This window comes from Pseudomonas sp. JQ36 (genome assembly GCF_053851495.1).
Genome location: NZ_CM132642.1, coordinates 4,871,809 through 4,890,906, shown reverse-complemented (window position 1 = coordinate 4,890,906; position 19,098 = coordinate 4,871,809). Strand labels below are relative to the sequence as shown.

The 19,098-nt window shown below is 60.9% G+C and carries 16 protein-coding genes; 7 read left to right on the top strand and 9 right to left on the bottom strand.

What is annotated here, in order from left to right:
• Positions 1-99 precede the first annotated feature (99 nt).
• Both ACS4NR_RS22105 and ACS4NR_RS22100 read left to right on the top strand, forming a co-directional pair.
• Positions 100-879 carry an N-acetylmuramoyl-L-alanine amidase gene (locus ACS4NR_RS22105; protein ID WP_456018345.1) on the top strand — a complete coding sequence of 260 codons (780 nt, stop codon included), beginning with the start codon at positions 100-102 and terminating at the stop codon, positions 877-879.
• 76 nt (positions 880-955) lie between these two features.
• Positions 956-2,569 carry an EAL domain-containing protein gene (locus ACS4NR_RS22100; protein ID WP_456020405.1) on the top strand — a complete coding sequence of 538 codons (1,614 nt, stop codon included), beginning with the start codon at positions 956-958 and terminating at the stop codon, positions 2,567-2,569.
• Here ACS4NR_RS22100 and ACS4NR_RS22095 read toward each other — a convergent pair.
• Together ACS4NR_RS22095 and algB are read right to left on the bottom strand one after the other, a co-directional pair.
• Entirely contained in the window at positions 2,566-4,356 is a 1,791-nt protein-coding gene (locus ACS4NR_RS22095) for a KinB sensor domain-containing domain (protein ID WP_166495113.1), read from the bottom strand. The two genes, ACS4NR_RS22100 and ACS4NR_RS22095, sit on opposite strands and share 4 nt — an antisense overlap.
• A gap of 10 nt (positions 4,357-4,366) precedes the next feature.
• On the bottom strand, positions 4,367-5,713 hold the full coding sequence (gene algB, locus ACS4NR_RS22090) for a sigma-54-dependent response regulator transcription factor AlgB (protein WP_003220286.1): 1,347 nt from the start codon (positions 5,711-5,713) through the stop codon (positions 4,367-4,369).
• A 426-nt stretch (positions 5,714-6,139) separates the two neighbouring features.
• On the opposite strand from algB, the gene ACS4NR_RS22085 reads away from it, so the two are divergent.
• The 5 genes from ACS4NR_RS22085 (at position 6,140) to ACS4NR_RS22065 (ending at position 10,600) form a co-directional block, all read left to right on the top strand.
• Positions 6,140-6,424, top strand: a complete 285-nt coding sequence (locus ACS4NR_RS22085; RefSeq protein WP_047297449.1) for a hypothetical protein — start codon at positions 6,140-6,142, stop codon at positions 6,422-6,424.
• A gap of 72 nt (positions 6,425-6,496) precedes the next feature.
• Complete coding sequence (locus ACS4NR_RS22080; RefSeq protein ID WP_003177151.1) at positions 6,497-6,661, top strand: DUF1328 domain-containing protein; 165 nt, start codon at positions 6,497-6,499, stop codon at positions 6,659-6,661.
• Positions 6,662-6,663: 2 nt separating this feature from the next.
• Positions 6,664-7,128, top strand: a complete 465-nt coding sequence (locus ACS4NR_RS22075) for an inhibitor of vertebrate lysozyme family protein (RefSeq protein ID WP_330205713.1) — start codon at positions 6,664-6,666, stop codon at positions 7,126-7,128.
• 705 nt (positions 7,129-7,833) lie between these two features.
• A complete protein-coding gene (gene gltP / locus ACS4NR_RS22070) occupies positions 7,834-9,165 on the top strand; it encodes a glutamate/aspartate:proton symporter GltP (RefSeq protein WP_038364978.1) in 1,332 nt (443 codons plus the stop codon).
• 205 nt (positions 9,166-9,370) lie between these two features.
• Positions 9,371-10,600 carry a nucleoside recognition domain-containing protein gene (locus ACS4NR_RS22065; RefSeq protein ID WP_456018343.1) on the top strand — a complete coding sequence of 410 codons (1,230 nt, stop codon included), beginning with the start codon at positions 9,371-9,373 and terminating at the stop codon, positions 10,598-10,600.
• A gap of 121 nt (positions 10,601-10,721) precedes the next feature.
• Here the strand turns inward: ACS4NR_RS22065 and ACS4NR_RS22060 are convergent, their stop codons facing one another.
• The 7 genes from ACS4NR_RS22060 to ACS4NR_RS22030 form a co-directional block, all read right to left on the bottom strand.
• The gene (locus ACS4NR_RS22060) at positions 10,722-11,348 is read right to left on the bottom strand and encodes an ABC-type transport auxiliary lipoprotein family protein (RefSeq protein WP_456018342.1); all 627 of its coding nucleotides are present in this window, start codon (positions 11,346-11,348) and stop codon (positions 10,722-10,724) included.
• Entirely contained in the window at positions 11,345-12,283 is a 939-nt protein-coding gene (locus tag ACS4NR_RS22055) for an MlaD family protein (RefSeq protein ID WP_456018341.1), read from the bottom strand. The genes ACS4NR_RS22060 and ACS4NR_RS22055 overlap by 4 nt, the downstream gene beginning before the upstream one ends.
• A 1-nt stretch (position 12,284) precedes the next feature.
• Positions 12,285-13,088, bottom strand: a complete 804-nt coding sequence (locus ACS4NR_RS22050; RefSeq protein WP_041073657.1) for an ABC transporter ATP-binding protein — start codon at positions 13,086-13,088, stop codon at positions 12,285-12,287.
• Positions 13,085-14,233, bottom strand: a complete 1,149-nt coding sequence (locus ACS4NR_RS22045) for an MlaE family ABC transporter permease (RefSeq protein WP_204893927.1) — start codon at positions 14,231-14,233, stop codon at positions 13,085-13,087. The genes ACS4NR_RS22050 and ACS4NR_RS22045 overlap by 4 nt, the downstream gene beginning before the upstream one ends.
• A gap of 54 nt (positions 14,234-14,287) precedes the next feature.
• A complete protein-coding gene (locus ACS4NR_RS22040) occupies positions 14,288-15,316 on the bottom strand; it encodes a DUF5924 family protein (RefSeq protein WP_456018340.1) in 1,029 nt (342 codons plus the stop codon).
• Positions 15,317-15,507: 191 nt separating this feature from the next.
• Complete coding sequence (locus ACS4NR_RS22035) at positions 15,508-16,896, bottom strand: M16 family metallopeptidase (protein WP_456018339.1); 1,389 nt, start codon at positions 16,894-16,896, stop codon at positions 15,508-15,510.
• 166 nt (positions 16,897-17,062) lie between these two features.
• A complete protein-coding gene (locus tag ACS4NR_RS22030; protein ID WP_443533437.1) occupies positions 17,063-18,721 on the bottom strand; it encodes a Na/Pi cotransporter family protein in 1,659 nt (552 codons plus the stop codon).
• Between the last annotated feature and the right edge of the window lie 377 nt (positions 18,722-19,098).

Here is a 19,098-nt window from a genome sequence, read left to right as displayed (position 1 = left end):
TAATTGTTCCATTTTGTTTAAATCAGCCCATTGGCCGTCGATACGCAAAGCAGTACGTTACACTGTTGCATTACTGTCTTGCGTGTACTGCCCCCTGCCATGAAATTTTTTACCCTCCTCGCGTCGCTGCTCGTTCTGGCCGGTTGTGCCAGCGGCCCGCGTTACGACACCAGCCATCCATCGGCCAATCACGACAGCCGCGTGCAGTTCGTGATCGTGCATTACACCTCGGCGTCGCTCGCGCGTTCGCTGCAACTGCTGACCCACGGCGAAGTCAGCAGCCACTACCTGATCGGCGACGACACGAGCGCCACCATCTACAAGCTGATGGATGAAAACCAACGCGCCTGGCATGCCGGCGAAAGCCAATGGCAGGGCCGCACCTGGCTCAACTCAAGCTCGATCGGCATCGAAATCGTCAATCCAGGTTTCAAGGACACGCCGACCGGGCGCCTCTGGTACCCGTACAGCGAAGCGCAGATTCAATCGCTGATCGTCCTGCTCAAGGACATCAGCCAGCGCCAAGGCATCAGCCCGCGTCATATCATCGGCCACAGCGACATCGCGCCCCTGCGCAAACTGGACCCCGGCCCGCTGTTCCCATGGAAACGTCTGGCCGCCGAAGGCCTGGGCGTATGGCCCAACGAACAAGCGGTGGCGCGGCAGCAGCTGCAGTTCAACGCCGAACTGCCGAGCATCAGCTGGTTCCAGGCGCAACTGGCGCGCGTCGGTTATGACACCCCGCAGACCGGCGAGCTGGACGTAGCGACCCGCCATGTACTGGCAGCCTTCCAGATGCACTTCCGCCCTTCCCGTTTCGACGGTACGCCGGACGCACAAACGGCGGCGTTGTTGCTGGTACTCAATCAGACAAAATAATGACGCCCGCCCGACGGTCAGGGCGAAATCGAAATCAGCAGCTATAACTCATTGGTAATTCTTCGGATATTCCATGATGGTTGCTACCCGAGCGACGCTGCGTAGCTGGTTTTATCGCCCGTGGTTTTTGGCGATGATCGCGGCTGTCCTCAGTGCAAGCCTGCTGATCGCCGGCGGAATGTTCGTCGCCATGCGCCAGATCGAACAGAACGAAAGCCAGGAGATGAACGCCCAGGGCGAGCGCTTTCTGGCCCGGCTCGAGCAATTGTTCGGGCAATTGCGCGAAAGTCTCGATGACCTGGAGGCGCAGCCGTTGCGCAGTTGCGATGACGAAATGATCGCAACCCTGCAACAAGTCACTTTCAACTATCGCTTCGTCTATGAAGCGGCCTACATGGACGGCTCGCGGATCTGCTCCAACCGCCCCCGCCAGGAAGGACTGTCGGTGGTCCGCGCGCCGGACATCAAAGGGCCGACCTATAGCTACTGGCTCAACACCACCACCGAACCCGATGAAAACCGCGCAGCGCTGATGCTCGGGCGCGGCAACTTCCGTGTGGCGACATCGCGCGGGCATTTGACCGACATGGTCGACCTGCCACCAGACAGCAGCCTGCTGGTGGTACTCGACCACGGCAGGCGAGCGATTCCGGTACTCGGCACCGCGCAGACCTGGCCACCGAGCGAAACCTGGCCACCCAAGAGCCGCGAGGCCCTGCAAGTCACCCAGTCACGCCTGATCTACCGCATGCCAACCAATAATCCGGAATACCAGTTAGTGCTGATCACCCCGCGCACTGGCATGCACATTCCCGCGGTCTGGTGGTGGATGGTGCCGGCCTGCCTGCTGCTGGGGGCGTTTGCCGGCTTCTTCGTGTTTCTGCTGGTGCGTCAGCGCCAGTCACTGGACGCCGAGCTGCAGGGTGCGATTCGGCGTGGCGAGCTGCAAGTGCTGTATCAACCGATCTTCGACCTCGACAGCCGCAATTGCGTGGGCGCCGAAGCCCTGCTGCGCTGGCGTCGTCCGGACGGCACCCTGACCAGCCCTGACCTGTTCATTCCATTGGCAGAAAACACCGGGCAGATTCGGCAGATGACCGATTTCGTCCTGCAGCGGCTGCTGGAACAATTGGGGCCGGTGCTGCGCGCGAATCCGCAGCTGTACATCTCGGTCAACCTCGCGGCGTGCGACGTGATGGTGCCGCGCATCGGTCAGGTCATGGCCAGACTGTTGACCCTGCACCGGGTCGCGGCGCGGCAGATTGCCTTCGAAGTTACCGAACGCGGGCTGATCGACGTGGTGGTCGCGCGGGAAAACCTGCAAGCCTTGCGCGATGTCGGCCATCAGGTGCTGATCGACGATTTCGGCACCGGTTATTGCAGCCTCGCCTACCTGCAAACGTTGCCGGTGGATTGCCTGAAAATCGACAAGGCCTTCATCGACGCACTCGGTCATGACGCGGCCAGCAGCGGCGTTGCTCCGCACATCATTCACATGGCGCAGGCACTTGATCTGAAAGTGATTGCCGAGGGCATCGAGCATGAAGCGCAAGCCGTGTTTCTCAGCAGTGAGGGAGTCAAGTTCGGTCAGGGCTGGCTGTTCGCCCAGGCCTTGAGTGCGGTGCAGTTCATCGAACTGATCACCCGTGGACGGCGCCTCGCCGGGCGCCGACTGGATGACGAAGCCTAGACCGCCAGCGCCATGTAGAACTGCGTGCCCTGCCCCGGCCGCGAATAGACGCCCATGCGCCCGCCATGCAACTGCACAATTTCCTTGCACAACGCCAAACCGAGCCCGGCGCCGCCCTTCTTGCGCCCGACCTGCACGAACGGTTCGAAAATCCGCCCTTGCTGCCCGTAGGCAATGCCTTCGCCGTTGTCTTCGACGCTGATGATCACCCGCTCGCCATGTCGACGCGCTTGCAGGCGGATCTGCCCGTCGCGGGCAGTGTGGCGCAGAGCATTATCGATCAGGTTATCCAATACCCGGTCGAGTTGCGCCTGATCGGCCTGCAGGCGCGGCAACGGCCCCTGCACTTCGACGTTCAAGGCAATGCCTTTGGCCGCCGCCGCATCCGCAAAGCGCGATTGCGCCTGCTCCAGCAAGTCTTCGATGGAGCACGGCGCCAGGGTGAGCTTCTGCAAACCGTTCTGATAGCGCGAGAAATTGAGCAAGTCGTTGATCAACTGCATCAGGCGCTGCATTTCTTCGTTGACCGTATCGAGCAGGTCCGCCTCGCGTGACTCCGGGGGAAACTTCGCCCGTTCGCGAAACAGGCCGAACGCCATGTGCATGCCTGTGACCGGCGTGCGCAGCTCGTGGGAGGCGCGCAGTACAAACTCGCTGCGCACCCGCTCGAAAGCCCGCTGCTCGGTGACGTCGTGCAGCACCATCACCGCGCCAAGAATATGCCCCTGGGTGTGGCTGACCGGCGTCAGGCTGTAAGTCAGCAAGCGTGATTCGCCATCGACCTCGATGCTCAAATCTTCCGGGGCGCGCTCAAGGGTGCCACCGCGCAGCACCAGTTGCAGTTGTGCGTCGAGCTCGGGGCGCTCCAGCGCACTGCCGAGACCCTGGCCGAGACGATCACTGTCCCAGCCCAACTGGCGCTGGGCCACTGGATTGAGGTGCTCCAGATGCCCTTCGCGGTCGATCATCAGCAAGCCGTCGTCGATACTGTCGAGCACCGCCTGCAGACGCTGCTGACCGGCCAACAGCTCATCGACGTTGGTCGCCTGATGCTCGCGCAGCGCCTCGGCCATCAGCCCGAAGCGCTTGGTCAGCTGGTTCATTTCCATCGCCGAGGAAATCGGCAGCGTCACCTCGAAATTGCCTTGGCCGATGTTGTCCGCCGCTTGCGCCAGCGCCTCGATTGGCGCGCCAAAACGCCGGGCAATCGCATGGGCCGTGACAAAACCGATGATCAACACCGCCAGTCCCACCAACCCGAGCAGCCCGGAGACCAGCAGTGCTCTTTCCCGGGCGTCATGCTGCACCGCGTTGATGTTGTCCAGCGCATGCTTGTGCTCGGTAATCAAACCGTTGCGCAAGATGTTGAAGCGTTCTCTGAGGTCGCTGTTGCCACTGAGCACATTGCCCGGGTCACGCGACATCTCGAACGCCTGCAGGAAACGCAGGTAATCGGCCTTGGCCTGGGTAAACCCGTACTGCCGGCCATCGTCCTCCACCTGCTGCGAAATGCCTTCATCCAGCAATTGCAGGTAATGCTGCTTCGACGCTTCGAACGCGGCGGGATCGGGCTTTTCGGCCAGCATCAGCACCAGTTGATCGCCGAGGGTCTGGCGCAATTTAAGCCCCAGGTCGAGGGTCACGAAGTTGCTGCGGATCGTTGCTTCCTGCGTACCGGCCATCTGCATCACGCTGACCAGCCCGAGCAACAGCCCGAGCAGGGCGACGGTGATCAGCGCAGAAATACTCAGGAACAAGCGAGTGCGCAACTTCATCGCCAGTTTCATCGTCGCGCGCTCACAGGTTGTACTGCTTGCGCTTGCGATACAGGGTCGACGCGTCGATGCCGAGGGTTTTCGCTGCCTGATCCAGAGTGCCTGCCGTCGCCAGCACCGCGCCAATGTGAGCTTTTTCCAGCTCATCGAGACTCAGCGCCGCGCCGACCCGTGGCGCGTTGTTCGCCGGTTGCTCGGCCATGCCGAGGTGACTGATTTCCACGCGCTCCTGCGGGCATATGATGCTCGCCCGCTCCACCACGTTACGCAGCTCACGAATATTGCCCGGCCAGCGATAACCCAGCAGTGCTTCGCGCGCCTCGTCACTGAAGCCCCGCGCCGGACGCGCGTATTCCTTGACGAAGCGCGCGAGGAAGCGGTCGGCCAGGGTCAGGATGTCTTCGGCACGCTCGCGCAGCGGCGGCAAATGCAGGGTGATGACGTTGAGGCGATACAACAGGTCTTCACGGAAGCGCCCGTCGCGCACCATGTCTTCAAGATTGAGGTTGGTCGCGGCGAGAATCCGCACATCGGCACGGCGAGTGACTGGATCCCCTACCCGCTCGTATTCCTTGTCTTGAATGAACCGCAGCAACTTGGGTTGCAATGTCAGTGGAAAATCGCCGATCTCGTCGAGAAACAGGGTGCCACCGTCTGCTTGGTTGACTCGGCCCAAGGTGCTCTCACTGGCGCCGGTAAACGCACCACGACTATGACCGAACAGCTCGCTTTCCATCAGCTCGGCGGTCAACGACGGGCAGTTGATGGTCACGCAGGATTTCTTCTCGCGCTTGCTCCAGCCATGAATGGCCCGGGCCAGTTCCCCTTTACCCGTGCCGGACTCGCCGAGGATAAGGATGTTGGCGTCGGTACCGGCGACCTGCCGAGCGGTTTCCAGCACGACTTTCATCGCCGGGCTGTGGGAGTCGAGGCCGTCCTTGGGTTTGCGGATCTCGCCTTCGAGGGCTTCCAGACGCGCCGAGAGCTGGCGCACTTCCAGTTGCTTGGCGGTGGCCAGACGCAACTGGTCGGGGCTGCACGGTTTGACCAGATAGTCGGCGGCGCCTGCCTGAATCGCGTCCACCGCGGTATCGACAGCCGAGTGTGCGGTGACGATCACCACGCGCATCCATGGCGCCTGAACGCGCATCTGCGCCAGTACATCGAGACCGTTGTCTTCACCCAGACGCAAATCAAGGAAGCACAGGTCGAATACCTGACGTTGCAACAATGCCTCGGCCTGAGCCGCGCTGTTGGCGGTGGCCACCGTATAACCTTCGTCTTCGAGGCAGTAACGAAAGGTTCGCAGGATGGCGGACTCGTCGTCCACCAGCAGAATGCGGCCTTGATGCTCAGTGGCAGATTCCATTTTTCCTACGCTCCATAGTGATTGATCTTGGGTTAGTCCCGGAAAAATCGGGCAAGTTGCATGGTTGATTCTGAACGATGCGAGCCATAGGAGGGTAGCTCTCTCCTGCCTTCACGGCCAATCCGTTGATTTTGTTGAGTTTTTAAACAATCACCGAGTTGCAGGGAGTTTCCTGCGTACTTTTCTGACATCCGGGACGTGCTCTCAATTCCATAAGAATGAAATCTCCTACGAAATAATCATGCATTTCGCACGACCGCAGATGACCCATCGTGCAGGATGCGTCCATCTCTGAATTTTCGACACTTATAACTCATTGATTTTATTGAATATTTTTCAAATAAAAAACTGGCATGCAGCCTGCAATACCTCATTCAGCCCGGGCAGATTCCACTGCCCCAACCGAATAAGAGTGAGGAACCCAGGATGACTCGCCAACGTGCCGCCCAAGTGCGTATCTCGCCACTGCATATTCAGCAAGGCCTGTTTGGCGTACTTGCGCTGTTGATCACCCTGATCGCCTGCCAGCAATACCTGAGCTGGGAAAACAGCCAGAAGCCTGAGCCACTGATCTCGATTCAACACAGCACGCAGACGCACTTCAGCGCTGTCAGCAGCAGTCAGGCAGAAAGCGCCTCGATGCGCATGATGGATGTCGATCAGCCACAGCCGCTGGATCAACTGCCACGTGAAGAGCGTTGGGTTTTCTGACAAACCGAAGAATTCGGGCGCTTGGCGCCGGAACACGCAATATCCCTAAATAGAGAAGTAAGGAGAATCACCATGTTGAGCTGGGCAATTACATTCTTGATCATTGCCATCATCGCCGCCGTACTGGGCTTCGGTGGTATCGCGGGCACCGCCACGGGTATCGCCAAGATTCTCTTTGTCGTGTTCCTGGTGATGTTCATCGCTTCCTTCTTCTTTGGCCGTCGCGGCCGAGGTTAACGATGATTGCTCTAAAGACACTGGCAGCCGCCCTGCTTCTGGGCGGTAGTGCCATGGCAATGGCGGCCAATGATGGCCAGGCGCGGGTCAATGAGCTGCTCAGCTCCGACCCGCAATACCGCGAAACCTGGCAAGGCGTTGTAAAGAACGAAGAACGCCTGCCGGAATGGGTGATGAACCTGTCCGGCACTTCCGAACAGCAGATGAACGCGGTGGTAGAAGATGGCGACAAGTATCTGGTTGGCCCGCTCTGCGAAAATGCAGACAAGTGCCTCAACCATCGCTTGATCGTCGCGTTCAGCTTCGACAAGGACGATGCCTACGGCATGCTGGTTGATGTGCCCGAAGGCCTGCCGTCCGACAAGTCGCCAACGCGACATGCCACGTACAGGTTCTTCGGCAAGCCCGATCAGGGCATGCAGGATCTGCTGATGGAAACCCTGAAGAAAGATCCGAAGTGGTACTGAGTTTGAACATGAAGGCAGCGGCCTCGCTGCCTTCCATTGCGCCCACCCGAGGAAGGTCGGCGCATGACCAGGGGGCCGGGACGTTCTGACTGTTACAGGGTCGGAGTGACCTACGGGTACAGGGAGTGCCTGCGCGAGGGCCGGGTCAGGGTAAAAGCTGCGACGCAGGTTCGCCGACCCTCAGTGGCTCGACGGACTTGCGCTGAGCTTTATCCGATGCAAAAAACATTGATCCAGAGCGTCCTGCTCGTCTTTGAATGCCTCACACTGCGTGCGAAAACATTACGCGGTGTTTCCTGGCGACCGTATATCGAGAAAGAATCCCTTTAAACAGTGGGACATATAGTCTGCAAACGTAGGCTTTTTCTTAAAATTTCCGTCGAAATTTCTCGTTTAAAAAATAACCAATCTACGCTGTGATGGCCGGTTCACGGCACTTATGCCGGCTGAAATGTCGTAATCGAACCGGTTGGGACGCCAGTTTCATTTAAAAAAGCTCATGCCGATTCGGCATAGGGTAGGCGTTTACGGCATTAGACGGCGCAACCTTGCATCGGAATAGTTGCGCCTTTTTTCGCCTGCCGAAGAGCCGTAAATACGCGCTTCGGGGCACCTTATACGGAGGCAGATGCACAGACTTTTCCGCTGACAGAGCGTTCCAGTTCCTGCATGTGCCTGAGTCAAACGCAAGTAAGGGTAAAGATAATGAAGAAGGCAAAACTCAGCCTCGCCTGGCAGATCCTCATCGGTCTGGTTTTAGGGATTGCAATTGGTGCGTTGCTCAACCACTTCAGTGCCGAAAAAGCCTGGTGGATCAGCAACGTCCTGCAACCGGCAGGCGATATCTTTATCCGTCTGATCAAGATGATCGTGATCCCGATCGTCATCTCCTCCCTGATCGTCGGCATTGCCGGCGTGGGCGACGCCAAGAAACTCGGGCGTATCGGCCTGAAGACCATCATCTATTTCGAAATCGTCACCACCATCGCGATCCTTGTCGGTCTGGTGCTGGCGAACGTGTTCCACCCGGGCGCCGGCATCGACATGAGCACCCTGGGCACGGTGGATATCTCCAAGTACCAGGCGACCGCCGCCGAAGTGCAGCATGAACACGCGTTCATCGAGACCATCCTCAATCTGATCCCGTCGAACATCTTCGCGGCCATGGCCCGCGGCGAAATGCTGCCGATCATCTTCTTCTCCGTGCTGTTTGGTCTCGGTTTGTCGAGCCTGCAGTCGGACCTGCGCGAGCCGCTGGTGAAGATGTTCCAGGGCGTCTCGGAAAGCATGTTCAAAGTCACCCACATGATCATGAACTACGCGCCGATCGGCGTGTTCGCCCTGATCGCGGTGACCGTCGCCAACTTCGGCTTCGCCTCGCTGCTGCCGCTGGCCAAACTGGTGATCCTGGTTTACGTCGCCATCGCCTTCTTCGCCTTCGTGGTGCTGGGCCTGATCGCCAAGCTGTTCGGCTTCTCGGTGATCAAGCTGATGCGCATCTTCAAGGATGAGCTGGTGCTGGCTTACTCCACCGCCTCCTCGGAAACCGTGCTGCCACGCGTCATCGAGAAGATGGAAGCCTACGGCGCACCGAAAGCCATCTGCAGCTTCGTGGTACCGACCGGTTACTCGTTCAACCTCGACGGTTCGACCCTGTACCAGTCGATCGCCGCAATATTCATTGCGCAGCTGTACGGCATCGACCTGTCGATCAGCCAGCAATTGCTGCTGGTGCTGACCCTGATGGTCACCTCCAAAGGCATCGCCGGCGTACCGGGCGTGTCCTTCGTGGTGCTGCTGGCCACTCTGGGCAGCGTCGGTATCCCGCTGGAAGGCCTGGCGTTCATCGCCGGTGTCGACCGCATCATGGACATGGCGCGTACCGCACTGAACGTGATCGGCAACGCTCTGGCAGTCCTGGTTATCGCGCGTTGGGAAGGCATGTACGACGACGCCAAGGGCGAGCGCTACTGGAACTCCCTGCCGCACTGGCGCAGCAAGGAAAAACTGCCGGCTGGCGAGATCTCGAAGCCATAATGCAAACACCCTTGTGGGAGCGGGCTTGCTCGCGAAGAGGCCGGTACATTCAACATCTCCGTTGATTGACACACCGCTTTCGCGAGCAAGCCCGCTCCCACATTGGATCGGCGCATGCCGAACAGACAAACCCCGGAGCAATCCGGGGTTTGTCGTTTCTGACGACCCCGCTATCATTCGCCGCATCTTCCGGGGGATTTGACTGATGCTTAATGGCCTGTGGCTTGGCTTCTTCGTCGTGGCGGCAATATCTGCGCTGGTGCAGTGGCTGGTCGGTGGCAACGCCGGGATTTTCGCGGCGATGGTGGAAAGCATTTTCGCCATGGCCAAACTCTCGGTCGAGGTCATGGTGCTGCTGTTCGGCACGCTGACCCTGTGGCTGGGCTTCCTGCGCATCGCCGAGAAGGCCGGGATCGTCGAATGGCTGGCGAAAGTGCTGGGCCCGCTGTTCCTGCGGCTGATGCCGGAAGTCCCGGCGGGGCACCCGGCGCTCGGTCTGATCACCCTGAACTTCGCCGCCAACGGCCTGGGCCTGGACAACGCCGCCACGCCAATCGGCCTCAAGGCGATGAAAGCGCTGCAGGAGCTCAACCCCAGCGCGACCATCGCCAGCAACGCGCAGATCCTGTTCCTGGTGCTCAACGCCTCGTCGCTGACCCTGCTGCCGGTGACGATCTTCATGTACCGCGCCCAGCAAGGCGCACCGGATCCGACCCTGGTATTCCTGCCGATTCTGCTGGCGACCAGTTGCTCGACCATCGTCGGCTTCCTTTCGGTGGCGTTCATGCAGCGCCTGCGTATCTGGGACCCGGTGGTGCTGGCCTATCTGATTCCTGGCGCACTGATCCTCGGCGGCTTCATGGCGCTGCTGGCGACAATGTCGGCCACGGCGCTGGCCGGGCTGTCGTCGATCCTTGGCAACCTGACGCTGTTCGGCCTGATCATGCTGTTCCTGGTGATCGGCGCGATACGCAAGGTGAAGGTCTACGAGGCGTTCGTCGAGGGCGCCAAAGAGGGCTTCGATGTCGCCAAGAACCTGCTGCCGTATCTGGTGGCGATGCTCTGCGCCATCGGTGTGCTACGGGCTTCCGGGGCGCTGGACTTTGGTCTGGACGGCATTCGTCATCTGATCGAATGGGCCGGTTGGGACACAAGGTTTGTCGATGCATTGCCGACGGCGATGGTCAAACCGTTTTCCGGCAGCGCCGCACGGGCGATGCTAATCGAAACCATGAAGACCTCCGGTGTCGACAGCTTTCCGGCGCTGGTGGCGGCGACGATTCAGGGCAGTACCGAAACCACGTTCTATGTGCTGGCGGTGTATTTCGGCGCGGTGGGGATTCAGCGCGCAAGGCACGCGGTGGGCTGTGCGTTGCTGGCGGAGCTGGCCGGCGTGCTCGGCGCCATCTGGGTCTGCTACTGGTTCTTCGGCTAACCACAAATCCCCATTGTGGGAGCGGGCTTGCTCGCGAAGAGGGTGTGTCAGTCAACGTATGTATTGCCTGACACACCGCTTTCGCGAGCAAGCCCGCTCCCACAGGGGTTATGTATAAGGTTCAAGGTCTGGGTTGTTGGGCGAACTGCTGCCCTTGCTGAACAGCCCATGCGACGACCTTTGCAGTGAGACGATCACTGGCCTGTCCAAACTCCGCAACCACCGCCGGCACCTGCACATCATTCAAAGGCTGGCGCTCTTCAAAGCGGCGGCTGGCGAGGATCTTCTGGTCATAGCCGCGCACCAGCAGCGCATCGACGCGCACCACGACGCTGGCCTGATTGCCCTGATACTCGGTCTGAAACGCCTGCAAACTGCCGCCCAGTTCCAGATCTGCAGCGAAGTTGCTGTCATCGGTACTGAGCAGCGTCACCCGACCATCGCGGGCAAAGCCATCGAGCAGCCGATTACGCACCAGCACCGGCGCCGGATCGCTCCAGCGCGAGGCCTTGTAGCTGCTGATCACATCACCCTGTGGAATCACCGCAATGTTCGGCCGGTTCAGCGCTTCGCTGGCCTGCAACTTGTTCAGGCGCAGCGACCACTGCTGGGTCGCCGCTGAACTGGACGAGGCGGGTGCTTGCGTGGCGGGCAGGCGATAGACATCTGACGGCTCGGCCTTGGGCAGGATCGAGCATGCCGAGAGCAGAGTGAAACTGGCGAGGAGGGCGAAGTGAGTCAGCTTCATGGGGTGAATTCCTTGTTCTTGTCGCTGCCCAGCAGGTAGCCGCTGGGGTTGGCCTCCAGGCGTTGGGAAATGCCGCGCAGCGAGGTCAGGGTTTCGCGCAGTTCGCGGATCGCCGGCGCCAGGCCATTGAGGCCCTGCAGGCTGTTGTCGAGGGAGTTCTGGTTCTTGCTCAACAGGCCGTTGATGGTGGCGCTGCTTTGCTCCAGCGACTTCATCGCCTGCTCGGCACTGCCCAGCGCCTGCTTGCCCTGATCGTTGAGCAGGCCGTTGGCGTTGCGCATCAACGCCGAAGTTTGCTCGAGCATGCTGCCGGCCTGCTTGCCGACGCTCGCCAGTTGCTGCATGGCCTGACGCAGGTCGCCGCGCTGATCGTTGATCGAACCGGTGGTCTGCTCCAGATGCGCCAGGGTGTTGCTGACACGCTCGACGTTCTGCGGGGAGAACATCTGGTTGGCATTGCTCAGCAGCGCGGTGATGCCGGTCATCAGGTCGTTGCTGTCGTTGAGCAGCCGGGAAATGGGCGAGGGCGAGGCGACGATGGTCGGCAGATCGCCGTCATGCCCACGCAGCTTCGGGCTCTGCGGGGTGCCGCCGCTGAGCTGAATGATCGAGGTCCCGGTGATCCCGGCCAGTGCCAGTTTGGCCTCGGTGTCTTCCTTGACCGGGGTGTCACCGCCCAGACGAATCCGCGCCAACACCCGGCGTGGGTCTTTCGGGTCGAGACGCAAGTTGACCACATCACCGACCTTGATCCCGCTGTACTGCACCGGGCTGCCCTTGGACAGGCCGCTGACCGCCTCGTTGAAGACCACTTCATAATCCTTGAACTCGCTGTCGACGCTGGACTTGGCCAGCCACAGGCCGAAGAGCAGGGCGCCTGCAACCACTATCACCGAGAACAGGCCGATCAACACATGATGGGCTCGGGTTTCCATGTCAGACCTCGTTAAGCAATTTGGCGGCGTCCAGCGCCGAGCGGCCACGCGGGCCGTGGAAGTATTCGTGAATCCACGCGTCATCGGTTTCCGACACCACATCGATCGGGCCGGCCACCAGCACCTTCTTCTGCGCCAGCACCGCCACACGGTCGGTGATGGTGTAGAGCGTGTCGAGGTCGTGGGTCACCAGAAACACGCTCAGGCCCAGCGCATCGCGCAAGGTCAGGATCAGTTGATCGAACTGCGCCGCGCCAATCGGATCGAGGCCGGCGGTGGGTTCGTCGAGAAACAGGATGTCCGGATCCAGCGCCAGGGCCCGCGCCAGCGCGGCGCGCTTGATCATGCCGCCGGACAGCGAGGCCGGGTATTTGTCCGCCGCCGACAGCGGCAGCCCGGCCAGCGCCAGCTTCACCGCCGCCAGATGCTCGGCGTCGTTGCGGCTCAATCCCGCGTGTTCGATCAGCGGCAGGGCGACGTTCTCGGTCACCGTCAGCGAGGAGAACAGCGCACCTTTCTGGAACAGCACGCCAAAGCGCCGCTCGACCAGCGAACGCTCATGCTCGGACAGGCTCGGCAGATTCTGCCCGAACACCTTCACGTTGCCTTCGCTGGGCCGGCGCAGGCCGACAATGCTGCGCAACAGCACCGATTTACCGCTGCCGGAACCGCCGACCACGGCGAGGATTTCGCCTTTGTACAAATCCAGATCGAGATTCTCGTGCACGCTCTGGCTGCCAAAGCGATTGCACAGGCCACGGACTTCGATCACCGCCTCCGAGGGCGCGCGGGGTAGACGACTCACCAGCCCATCTCCATAAAGAACAGCGCAGCCACCGCATCGAGCACGATCACCACGAAAATCGACTGCACCACGGCAGACGTGGTGTGCGCACCGACCGATTCGGCGCTGCCGCTGACCTTGAAGCCTTCCAGGCAACCGATCGTGGCAATCAGGAAGGCAAAGACCGGCGCTTTCACCAGGCCGACCAGAAAGTGCTGAATACCGATGTCGCTCTGCAGCAGCGAGAGAAACATCGCCGGCGAAATCCCCAGCGACACTGCACACACCACGCCTCCGCCGATGATCCCGCAGAGCATCGCCAGAAAGGTCAGCATCGGCAGCGCCACCAGCATCGCCAACACGCGCGGCACCACCAGCAGCTCCATCGGGTCGAGGCCGAGGGTGCGGATCGCGTCGATCTCCTCGTTGGCCTTCATCGAGCCGATCTGCGCGGTGAACGCACTGGCGGTGCGCCCGGCCATCAGGATCGCCGTGAGCAACACACCGAACTCACGCAGGAAGGAAAAGCCCACCAGATCCACGGTAAAGATCGTCGCGCCGAAACTGGCCAGCACCGTGGCGCCGAGAAACGCCACCACCGCGCCGACCAGAAAGGTCAGCAGCGCCACAATCGGCGCGGCGTCGAGGCCGGTCTGTTCGATGTGGGCGACGACGGGGGTGATGCGCCAACGCTTGGGCCGCAGCAGGTTGCGGGCGATGGTTTCGAGGATCAGGCCGATGAAACCCAGCACTTGCAGGGTGTCCTGCCAGACCGTTTCCACGGCGCGCCCGATGCGGGTCAGCAGTTGCACGCTGACGCTGACTTCCGGCTCTTTGACCGGCACACAGAAATCAGTCAGCGAGCGATACACAGTCTGCAGCAGCGCGCGGTCAGCCTGGGAAATCGTGCAGTCGGGGTGTTCGGCGGATTTGCCGAGGCGCTCGGAACCGAGCAGCTCCACCAGCAACGAAGCGCCCGCAGTGTCGAGGGCACCGAGGCTGTTGAGGTCGACCACGGTATCGGCGTCGTACTGGCCGGTCAGTTTTTCGGTCAGGTGCTTGAGGTCGGCGTAATGGGCAAGCGTCCAGTCCCCGGAAACCCGCAGGCGGGCAGGGCTGATTGACGTGTCCAGCTGGGCATTACCGCTCATTGAGCTGCTGATCATAAGCTCCGTGCTTGTCCGGCTATTAAGCGAACTAACGTAATAGCACGAACCGGATTACTTTTCTTTGATCGCTGTGCTGTCTGTCACTTCGAAACGCAGCACGCCGATCACCTGACCGTCTTCAGTCAGCACCCGCACCTGCCACTTGCCCGCCGGGTTGCCGGGGAAGTTCTGCTTGTGCGTCCACGCCCGGTAGCCTTCCTTGCGCCCGCCGTGGATATCGAGGGCGATGCGGTCGACCTCTTTGCCGTCGAACTGCCACACGTGGTAGATCCGCTCATCCAGCCCGCGCGGCGCGTTGATTGCGGTGTAGGCGTAGAGGCCGCCATTGCGGATCTGCTCGGCGCTGACTTGGTCGAGGCTGGCGCCGGGGGTGCGATCCTGCAACTGGGTGCTGATCGCCACGTCGGTCATCCACAGCGTCGCCGGTGGCACCCACGAGCGCAGCGTCCAGCCGACCGCGCCGATGCCGAAGGTGATGCACAGAATCGCCAGCGCGTTGCGCACCGTGCGGATCGGGAAGATCGACGCCAGACTCGGGAACGACAACACCACCGCCGTGCCCAGCGCCCATTTGAAACTCTGCGCGGTGGTCAGGTGCATGATCACCGGCAGCGCGGTGAGCAGGGCGGCGAACAGGGTCAGGGTGTGCAACGCAAGAAATGCCCAACGCCGTGGCGCCAGCCATTTGTAATAGAGCGGATCGACAATCGAGATCAACGCGGCGATGCACAGCAGGCCGGTGAAGATCAGTTGGCCGCTGTTCCAGGTGGTGGTGATGAAGAAGAACGGCAGGACGAAAAACAGGCTTTCCTGGTGGATCATCTGCGTCGCGTAACGCAGCAGCGGTTGGGGGATTTCCCGCTTGAAGATGCGCGTGAACAGGCCGGTCAGGGTGTTTTCCAGCATCAGCCAGATCCAGCTCAGCAGCATGATGACGGTGATCCAGCTCGCCAGCCCCTGCTGGCGATCAACCAGAATGAAACTGCCGACCCCGGAGATGAAACCGCCAAGCGCAATCACCCCGGGGTAGCGCTTCATCAGCTCGAGAATGCGCTGGATCAGGAGGGGGATTTTCTGCATGGTGGCGGTTCACGACTGGATAGGGAAAAACCTCGACAGAGTACCGCCCGCCGGGCGACGTGGCGAGGCTCCCGGTCAGTAAAATCAGCACGGATCCCTGTGGGAGCGGGCTTGCTCGCGAAGGCGGTGTGTCATTCAGCAATGATGTCGACTGACACGGCCCCTTCGCGAGCAAGCCCGCTCCCACCGGTTTAGTGTTCGGCTGGCTTACGGCGGTGCAAGCGCCAACCCGTCAGGATGAGTAGCAAAACACCCAGACCACCGGCAATCAGCCACAACACCTGATCATCACTGAGCAACGGCTTCTCGATCCGCAGATACCCCGGCTGCAACAGCAATTCACGCATGGCCTTGTTCGCCGTCTCCAGCGTCACGCCTTGCAGCTCCCGGGCCGGGTTGGCAAAGCGCCCGTCCTCGTAATCGCCCAGCGCGCTCCAGTAGTAGTCGGCCATCGCGCTGTTGCCTTGTACGGCCCAGGCCTGATGGGCGATGGCCGCCTGTTTGATCCGGGCGAAGGTGTCCGGGTCGAGGCCGTTTTTCAGCAGATCGGCCTTGAGGTCTTCCAGCACTTGCCGGGCTTCGTCGACATCATCGCGATCGACGTCGGCATTGAGACTCATGAAGCCGACCCCGCCAAACACTTCGCGCTCGGCCCATGGCCCGTAGGACAAGCCGTGATTCAGGCGAATCTGCCGGTACAGCGCCCAGTCGAGGTAGTCCTTGAGGATGTCGAAGGTCTCGTCGTACTGATCGTCGAGCATCGGCTCCGGCACCAGCCAGTGCAACTTGACGCTGTCGCCGATGAAGCTGCGGGTGAGGGTGCGTTCATGGGCGGCGCTGGTGCGGATGTCCGGCAGCTCACGGTGCTCGGCCGGCTCCACCGCTTCGAGCGCGCCCCAGGTGCGTTCCAGATAGGCCGGCAGCAGTTTGTCGAGTTCACCGACGACGATCAGGGTCATGTTGTTCGGCGCGTACCAGGTCTTGCGCACCTTCTCCAGTTGCGTCTGGGTCAGATGACCGACCTCGGCGCGTTGCGGGCATTTCAGGCCCAATTCCACGGCCAGTTGATTGCTCGCGGTGTGACCCAGATCCTGGCGGTCGAGAAAGCGTTGCAGGCGCGTGTAGTGGCCGCCGTCCTCGCGCTCGACCACACGCTTGGCGGCGTTGATCGCGTTGTCGTCGATGCGGGTCTGGGTCAAAAGGTCGAGCAGCAGGTCGAGGACCTTGCGCTGGTTCTTCGCCGGGGCTTCGATGACGAATGTGGTGTCGGCATTGCTGGTGAATGCGTTCCACTCACCGCCCAGCGCCTGCATGCGCTCCTCGAGACCACCTTCGCCAGTGGCGTCGACACCGCTGAACAGCAGATGCTCGAGCAGGTGTGGCAGCTCTTTTTCATCGCAGTCGAAATCGTCGAGACCGACGCCCACCACCAGACGAATCGCCACATGCCCGCGCTCGGTGCCGGGCTTGAGCAACAGCTGCAAACCGTTGGGCAACGCATAGCCTTCGACCTGAAAGCGATCAACGGCGAAGGCGGGCAGGGAACCGAGCAACAGACAGGCGAACAACAGGCAACGCATAACAGGCTTCCATACGGCTGATTTGGAGATCCGTGTCGCTATTCAGGCCGGCATTCGCGAGCAAGCTCGCTCCCACAGGGGAATACATTTCAAATGTGGGAGCGAGCTTGCTCGCGAAGGTCTTAAGGCTGAATCAATGTTACTGACTGACCCCAGCCCCAGACGTTCAAGGCGAATGCGTAATGTCGGCAATATCATCCGCTTCCAGCGCCCCGGTGTCGGCCGTTTCCAGCACTACATAAGCACTGCTGCAAAACAGCGAGTTCAAGCGCTTCATATCGGCAATCAGCTCCAAGTGCAGCGAACTGGTTTCCAGACTCTGCACGATCTTACGTTGCAAACGGCTGACATGGGCATGGGCCAGACGCCGTTCCTGCGCGCGAAAGCGACGTTTCTCGCGCAACAGCTGACGAGCGCTTTCCTTGTCGCCACTGAGAAACACTGACAGGCCCAGGCGCAGGTTGGCGATCAGTTGCTGATGCAGACCGGCCAGATCCTCCAGGCCTTCTTCGGAAAACGACCGACGCTGCGAAGTCTTCTGCTGCTGCACCTTGCGCAGCATGCGTTCGATCAGGTCGCTGGCCAGTTTCAGGTTGATCGCCAATTCGATGGTCTCCGCCCAGCGCCGACTGTCCTGTTCGCCGAGATCCTCGCGGGGCATTTGCGCCAGATACAGTTTGATCGCGCTGTACAGCGCTTCGACGTCATCGGTCAGTCGGCGCATTTCCTGGGTGATGGCGGTCTGCTTGCCGCGCAGCACGTCGAGCATCGCGTCGAGCATGTTGTCGATCAGGTCGCCCATGCGCAGGGTCTCGCGGGCGGCGTTGGCCAGCGCCAGGCTCGGGGTGACCAGCGCTGTCGCATCGAGATGCCGCGGCTTGGCGGTGCCGTTGACCTCCGGGCGCTCCGGCAGCAGCCAGGCGCAAAGGCGTGCCATCGGCGAGACGCTGGGCAGCAGGATCAGGCAGCGCGCAGTGTTGTAGAGCAAGTGGAAACCAATGACCATTTCCTGCGGGCTGAAATCCAGGCCGTCCATCCAGTGCACCAGCGGGTCGAGCACCGGGATGATCAGCAGCAGGCCGATCAGTTTGTACAGCAGGCTGCCCAACGCCACTTGCCGCCCGGCCGCGTTCTGCATACTGGTGCTCATGAACGCCAGCACGCCGCTGCCGATGTTGGCGCCGATCACCAGACCGATCGCCACTGGCAGGCTGATCACCGCCGCGCCGGCCAGCGTCGCGGTCAGCAGCACGGCGGCGAGGCTGGAGTAGGAAATCATCGCGAACAATGCGCCGACCAAGGCGTCGAGCAGGATGTCGCCGGTCAGCGAAGCAAAGATCACCTTCACCCCTTGGGCGTGGGTAATCGGTGCGGCGGCTTCGACGATCAGTTGCAGCGCGAGAATGATCAACCCCAGACCGATGCTGACCCGGCCCATCTGCCCGAGCCGCGTCTGTTTGCGCGACAGAAAGAAAATCACCCCGAGGAAAATCAGCAGCGGCGACAGCCACGACAGGTCGAACGTCAGCACCCGCGCCATCAGCGCGGTACCGACGTCGGCGCCAAGCATGGTCGCCAGCGCCGGGGTCAGCGCCATCAAGCCCTGACCAACGAAGGAGGTGACGAGCATGGCCGTGGCGTTGCTGCTCTGCACCATCGCAGTCACGACGATGCCGGCGACGAACGCGAGCCAGCGCTTGGACATGTTCTGACCGATCACATGGCGCAGATTGGTGCCGTACACCCGCAGAATGCCGGTTCGGACGATGTGCGTGCCCCAGATCAGCAGGGCCACGGCAGAAAGCAAATTGAGCAGGGTGAGCATGCAGACCCCCTGTAGTAGCAGCGCCCCAGAGGGGCAAGTTGACGGTACCGCGCGGTTTCTACGTTTTTGATACTTAAGCTGTAGTTGGCTAACGGACTGGACGCCAGCATTGCACAGCTAAAGTGCGGATTGAAACAAAAGTGTCATGAAAGCAGGTTCATCCACCCTATCTGAAATCTACGCGCTCCCCTGTAGGAGTGAGCCTGCTCGCGATAGGGCGACCAGCTTCAACATCGTTGCTGACTGACGGACCGCTATCGCGAGCAGGCTCACTCCTCCAGGTATTGCGGCTGCCCCGGATTCTTCAGTAGCCCTAAACAACTGTGGGAGCGGGCTTGCTCGCGAAAGCGCTGGGTCAGCCAACATCATCGTTGACT

Bases quoted from the DNA above. Each gene is read 5' to 3' on its own strand.
- ACS4NR_RS22105 (WP_456018345.1), top strand. From the start codon at position 100: ATGAAATTTTTTACCCTCCTCGCGTCGCTGCTCGTTCTGGCCGGTTGT.
- ACS4NR_RS22100 (WP_456020405.1), top strand. From the start codon at position 956: ATGGTTGCTACCCGAGCGACGCTGCGTAGCTGGTTTTATCGCCCGTGG.
- ACS4NR_RS22095 (WP_166495113.1), bottom strand. From the start codon at position 4,356: ATGAAACTGGCGATGAAGTTGCGCACTCGCTTGTTCCTGAGTATTTCT.
- algB (WP_003220286.1), bottom strand. From the start codon at position 5,713: ATGGAATCTGCCACTGAGCATCAAGGCCGCATTCTGCTGGTGGACGAC.
- ACS4NR_RS22085 (WP_047297449.1), top strand. From the start codon at position 6,140: ATGACTCGCCAACGTGCCGCCCAAGTGCGTATCTCGCCACTGCATATT.
- ACS4NR_RS22080 (WP_003177151.1), top strand. From the start codon at position 6,497: ATGTTGAGCTGGGCAATTACATTCTTGATCATTGCCATCATCGCCGCC.
- ACS4NR_RS22075 (WP_330205713.1), top strand. From the start codon at position 6,664: ATGATTGCTCTAAAGACACTGGCAGCCGCCCTGCTTCTGGGCGGTAGT.
- gltP (WP_038364978.1), top strand. From the start codon at position 7,834: ATGAAGAAGGCAAAACTCAGCCTCGCCTGGCAGATCCTCATCGGTCTG.
- ACS4NR_RS22065 (WP_456018343.1), top strand. From the start codon at position 9,371: ATGCTTAATGGCCTGTGGCTTGGCTTCTTCGTCGTGGCGGCAATATCT.
- ACS4NR_RS22060 (WP_456018342.1), bottom strand. From the start codon at position 11,348: ATGAAGCTGACTCACTTCGCCCTCCTCGCCAGTTTCACTCTGCTCTCG.
- ACS4NR_RS22055 (WP_456018341.1), bottom strand. From the start codon at position 12,283: ATGGAAACCCGAGCCCATCATGTGTTGATCGGCCTGTTCTCGGTGATA.
- ACS4NR_RS22045 (WP_204893927.1), bottom strand. From the start codon at position 14,233: ATGATCAGCAGCTCAATGAGCGGTAATGCCCAGCTGGACACGTCAATC.
- ACS4NR_RS22040 (WP_456018340.1), bottom strand. From the start codon at position 15,316: ATGCAGAAAATCCCCCTCCTGATCCAGCGCATTCTCGAGCTGATGAAG.
- ACS4NR_RS22035 (WP_456018339.1), bottom strand. From the start codon at position 16,896: ATGCGTTGCCTGTTGTTCGCCTGTCTGTTGCTCGGTTCCCTGCCCGCC.
- ACS4NR_RS22030 (WP_443533437.1), bottom strand. From the start codon at position 18,721: ATGCTCACCCTGCTCAATTTGCTTTCTGCCGTGGCCCTGCTGATCTGG.